Origin of the sequence: Acinetobacter sp. YH16051, from assembly GCF_013417135.1 — a bacterium.
Taxonomy (GTDB): Bacteria; Pseudomonadota; Gammaproteobacteria; order Pseudomonadales; family Moraxellaceae; genus Acinetobacter; species Acinetobacter towneri.
In genome coordinates, this window is the sequence record NZ_VPEN01000044.1 from 1 (window position 1) to 4935 (window position 4935).

Below are 4935 nucleotides of genomic sequence, written 5' to 3' on the forward strand. Positions count from 1 at the left end.
ATTCCGGCTCTGCCTCCGAATCACGCTGCGGTATCGAAAGATTACAGTGCGTACCTGATAAGAGCACCAATCAACGGACTAGGGATTTCTTGGATTGCACCGTCGAAAGAAGCCCAACCTAACCAGAAGTACCAAACTTAGCTAAAGGAACAAGCTAAGAAGCCATGACCCAATAACCGATCATGGAGAAAAGCAAAGACAGAATGATGATGTCGCTTCGCTCCGTTTTGATTAGTACCACATTGGGGCATTAGGTGTGTATTTGATTTTTATTAGTCGTCCCACTTAAAATAGGCTAAATGAGCTAAAGAATTGTCCATGTCGTACGTGGTCTTTGTGGTATTAGTAAGCGTTAGATCGTCATCCCAAAAAGAAGCGTCTTCGGGGCCCATAATCTTCAATGCACCTATTGTGCTACCATAACCCATTCCAACATGCTTAGCTGTCTGAGTAGCAACTTCTGACAAATCAAGGTCAGTATCCGAGTTATAACTATTAACTAATGCATTAGATATACTCGATACGCCAATACCAACTCCAACAGCCATTCCAATCTTAGATTCTTTTGATAAACTCAAACCATTAGTATCAACCACTTTCTCCACAAGGTACTGCACCGCAGAAGACCCAGCGACTGAACCAATAATGCTTGCAACAGAAGATACACCGCTATTAGTGTCGTTATTGCAAACTGCATTTAGTGTAGAGCTAACCCCCCCCACAGTGGCAGCTAGAATTACTCTGGTGATAAGACCTTTTCGCGCTCGTTCATGTGTCATCATAGCTAATGGCTCGCTACTCTGACTTACCTTATCGTCTTTCATTTTTATCCTTATAATCCATTTGCAACGTTTTACTATTTTATCACACCCCCCGCTAAAACTTACCAATAATCAATAAGGTCATGGAGACAGTCCTAGGTGGTCATCAAAAACCATAAATGTATGGATACACAATCAAGCTCAAAGTCATAGAGAACGAAAATTTACTCAAGAAAATCACGCAAGAATGGAAAATACTGAAAATTGTAATGAGCCTATCGATTTTTAGTGCGACTAATCCACGTTATGTAAAAAGCCAGCAATTTGCTGGCTTTTTAGCTTTTAAATAATACCATTTGAAGTACGTGTACCATTAAAAAAGATACACGTACTTCAAAAGGGTAGATTACCGTGCAAACAGCCTTAATGCGACAGAACCGTTCACAATAAGCGTTAGTGGGTATAAATTTTAATAATTATAATTTTTCGTAGGTATGTACTAAAATGATGATAGGTAAAATAGAAAGAAATATAAATATTAGTAACACTTACCTAAAATTGTCTCAAGAAGATGAAAGTGCCGCTTCAGAGTTAGCAAAGTTAGGTAAATATCGGGTTGCTTGTTATTTGATTTTACAATCAATGGAGAAGTTAATAAGGAGTAAGATTTTTTCACTTATCAATGCAGATAACGATTTTTTTAGAGATGAAAATAGAAATCATTCTATAGAATCAGCATTTGATATGCTCATTAATATACTATCAACCGATAATATTCAGAAAGAGCAAATTCGAGCACAATTCGCTTCTAATGTTTTGCTTAAAACTAACTCGAACCACTTACACAATAACTTGAGATACCCATATTTCCAAAAAAGAAAATCTCATTATGTTCTATTAAATGTTGATGCCAGCGATTACGAAATTTTGGTTTCTAGATTAAATGTATTGAAATCATTTATCAAAGATATACATCTTCTTTAATTTTGTGTTACTCAATACTGAATTTTTAAATTGGAACTGTAATTTCTGAAGAAAGAGAGCATAGAGGCCTAAATCAAGCTTCTGCATCTCAGTTATGTGGAATGACTCAGTCAACATTAGCCAGGGTTGAAATTGGTAGGGCATCGACCATAGAAAATGTATTAAAAATTTCTCATGGGTTTGAATTGGAACCATGGCAGCTCTTTAAAGTTGCTGACGATAGAGTTAAAGCTCTTAAATCTCAGGGTTATGAGGTTGAAACGGAGCTGCCATCAGAGAAAGAACTAAAGGAAAATAGTGCTGAATGGGTAACAACAAAAACAATTATAACTCGAGCATCCATAATCGGACTGACTGCAGCCGGTGTTGCAATTGTTGATGGCGTAATCCCTTATATAAATAAGTTTATGAAAAAGAAGTAAATCTCTGAGAGTTATATTCCACACTGATTGCGGCGGGGTTATTCATTAGAATTCGACGTAATGACATTCCTAATCAAACTCCATGACCTAACCAACTGTTTGGTTAGGTCATGGAGATAGTCCTAGGTGGTCATCAAAAACCATAAATGTATGGATACACAATCAAGCTCAAAGTCATAGAGAACGAAAATTTGCTCAAGAAAATCACGCAAGAATGGAAAATACTGAAAATTGTAATGAGCCTATCGATTTTTAGTGCGACTAATCCCTTTTATGTTAAACGCTACAAGTCTTTCATGTGGCGTTTTATCGCACCTTCATTTTCATCCAGCCATTCTTTAATCCGCTCTTCTTCCTCTTGCTCTTTACGCCACTTATCAAGGTCTTCTTGCCTATACTTTCTTTTCCTTGAAACGATTTGATTCAATCTTTTCCATTTTCGCATTTCTGTTTCTGGTTTCGTTTTCATGTAATCACCATCGGCTAATAAATAAACAAATTGTTCTTGCTTTTGATTATCAAAGAGTAAATCACAATATCAAACGATATTCCCCGATTTATCCACCGTGAATGTGGATTGTTTTAAGACTTACTAGAAGAATTTCACATGAAATAAAAACTTGTTAAAAACGCACTCAAAAGCTCGCAAAACCGTTCTAAACTTTCAACGTGGTTTTGGGTGTTTTATAGGGGGATCGTGTCTTAAAATCGATTTGAGGGGATTTAATGCGGATGAATGGGCGGTTTTAGCAAGTTAACTCGCCCATTTAACATAATGGGTCTTATACGTAGCCATTTTTAGATGACTTAATAAATTTCTAACCTACAGATGTACAAAAGCCCCGTGACAGTATCACAGGGCTTTGGTACTCTGAATCGGTGCATTCGCTGCTACGATTAGAAAGCTCAATCCAATCTTAGCAGCGTGAGAGACGCTTGTCACGTTCTCATTAAATACCAGCCAACGACATTAACCCAAATGCACCACTTGATTGACTCGGACTTGGCTCGGTCCCCGAAAGGATAAACAGGCAAATTGTGGTAATAACGTACCGGAAAACGAAATTCCGGCTCTGCCTCCGAATCACGCTGCGGTATCGAAAGATTACAGTGCGTACCTGATAAGAGCACCAATCAACGGACCAGGGTTTCTAGGATTGCACCGTCGAGAGAAGCCCAAACTGACCAGAAGTACCAGACTTAGCTAATGGAACAAGCTAAGAAGCCATGACCCAATCACTGATCATGGAGAAAAGCAAAGACAAAAAGACGTTGTCGCTTCGCTCCGTTTTGATTAGTACCACATTGGGGCATTAGGCACTTTTTTGCTCAAAATTTGAGCCTGAGAGTTCAAATAGGCATGAAAAAATTCAAAGCCAAACCAATTTTAAATTGTTCGTAGTCAATAGGTTGTCTCATGTATTCGATTCCTGTTATGGAAATCAACCCCATTCAACCATAAAAAAGGGAAGCCGGTAGGCTTCCCTTGGAAACGTCGATATTCAATACCGAGCAAGTGAGAATAGTAATACTAGCTTGCTTCTCTGGTATGGCAACTATTAGTTTTTAGGCTCAACGGAGAAAAAAGAACGTTTAATGCAGTTTGCAATTGCAATAAAATCAGGCTGATAACCGTAGTTAATCCACGTTATGTAAAAAGCCAGCAAATTGCTGGCTTTTTTGCTTTTAAATAATAGCATTTGAATCACCCTGTACCGCTAAAAAAACCATACGTACTTCAATTTGAACCTAGCGGTGTTAATATAGAATCATCATAATAGTGATAATTAGAAGTGAATACGGAGAGAAAGATGCATTTTGATATAGCCAATGACACCCTTTTGGGGATCAAGGATCTATGTGAAAAATTAGGTATCAGTAAATCAACGCTGAATAGAATTCGACGTAATGACATTCCTAATCAAATTCCTTTCCCTCAACCAACCGTTTGGTTAGGTCATGGAGATAGCCCTAGGTGGTCATCAAAAATCATAAATGTATGGATACATAATCAAGCTCAAAGTCATAGAGAACGAAAATTTGCTCAAGAAAATCACGCTAGAATGGGAAATGCTGAAAATTATAACGAACCTACCGATTCTAAGTGCAACTAATCCCTTTTATGTTAAATGGGCGAGTTGATTAGCGAAAACCGCCCATTCATCCCCATCAAAGCCCCTCAAATCGATTTTAAGACACGATCACCCTATCAAACCCCAAAAATCACGTTGAAAGTTTAGAACGGTTTTGCGAGCTTTTGGGGGCGTTTTTAACATCATTTGATTAGCAATGAGATCTCACCGTTAACCCTCAAAACAATGACTTTCATTTTGCCACTCATGAAACGATGAACGGGCAGATAAAATTTTTATCTGCCTGTGAATCGTTGGACAAGCGCAGCGCGTCAGAAAAAAGACTCGTAGAGGCTTCGGGGTATCAGGGATCCCCCTGAGTACGCGACTGTAGACAAACGGCAATAATGTCCCCATTATGTCCCCGTTTGTCTGCGGTCGATGTCGTGCCTGTAATTTTGTATTTTGCGATATTTTTAACAAACCAATTAAAAACGCATAGGTAACACACCTTAGAGCCTTGTACGTCAACGTTTTTAGACAACAAAAAAAAAGGGGAATTAATGGCGGAGAGCAAAAAAACAACAACGGTGAGCTTTAGAATTGAAGATGATCTCAAAGATAAACTTCAAATCATTGCTGAACGAGAAAATAAAACTATCACCAACAAAGCACGTGAAATCCTCGCTGAATCAC

Annotated in this window: 5 protein-coding genes; 3 read left to right on the forward strand and 2 right to left on the reverse strand. The window is 38.2% G+C overall.

Annotated elements, in window-relative coordinates:
• Positions 1–272 precede the first annotated feature (272 nt).
• Positions 273–824, reverse strand: a complete 552-nt coding sequence (locus tag FTV41_RS13575) for a hypothetical protein (protein WP_179991722.1) — start codon at positions 822–824, stop codon at positions 273–275.
• Positions 825–1265: 441 nt separating this feature from the next.
• On the opposite strand from FTV41_RS13575, the gene FTV41_RS13580 reads away from it, so the two are divergent.
• Positions 1266–1745, forward strand: a complete 480-nt coding sequence (locus FTV41_RS13580; protein WP_179991723.1) for a HEPN domain-containing protein — start codon at positions 1266–1268, stop codon at positions 1743–1745.
• A 41-nt stretch (positions 1746–1786) separates the two neighbouring features.
• A complete protein-coding gene (locus FTV41_RS13585) occupies positions 1787–2167 on the forward strand; it encodes a helix-turn-helix domain-containing protein (protein WP_368856091.1) in 381 nt (126 codons plus the stop codon).
• A gap of 283 nt (positions 2168–2450) precedes the next feature.
• Here the strand turns inward: FTV41_RS13585 and FTV41_RS13590 are convergent, their stop codons facing one another.
• A complete protein-coding gene (locus FTV41_RS13590; RefSeq protein WP_179991721.1) occupies positions 2451–2636 on the reverse strand; it encodes a hypothetical protein in 186 nt (61 codons plus the stop codon).
• Positions 2637–3978: 1342 nt separating this feature from the next.
• Here FTV41_RS13590 and FTV41_RS13595 point away from each other — a divergent pair.
• Positions 3979–4281 carry an AlpA family transcriptional regulator gene (locus tag FTV41_RS13595; protein WP_179991724.1) on the forward strand — a complete coding sequence of 101 codons (303 nt, stop codon included), beginning with the start codon at positions 3979–3981 and terminating at the stop codon, positions 4279–4281.
• Positions 4282–4935 lie beyond the last annotated feature (654 nt).

Coding starts and splice junctions, on each gene's coding strand:
- FTV41_RS13575 (WP_179991722.1), bottom strand. CDS start 824: ATGAAAGACGATAAGGTAAGTCAGAGTAGCGAGCCATTAGCTATGATG.
- FTV41_RS13580 (WP_179991723.1), top strand. CDS start 1,266: ATGATGATAGGTAAAATAGAAAGAAATATAAATATTAGTAACACTTAC.
- FTV41_RS13590 (WP_179991721.1), bottom strand. CDS start 2,636: ATGAAAACGAAACCAGAAACAGAAATGCGAAAATGGAAAAGATTGAAT.
- FTV41_RS13595 (WP_179991724.1), top strand. CDS start 3,979: ATGCATTTTGATATAGCCAATGACACCCTTTTGGGGATCAAGGATCTA.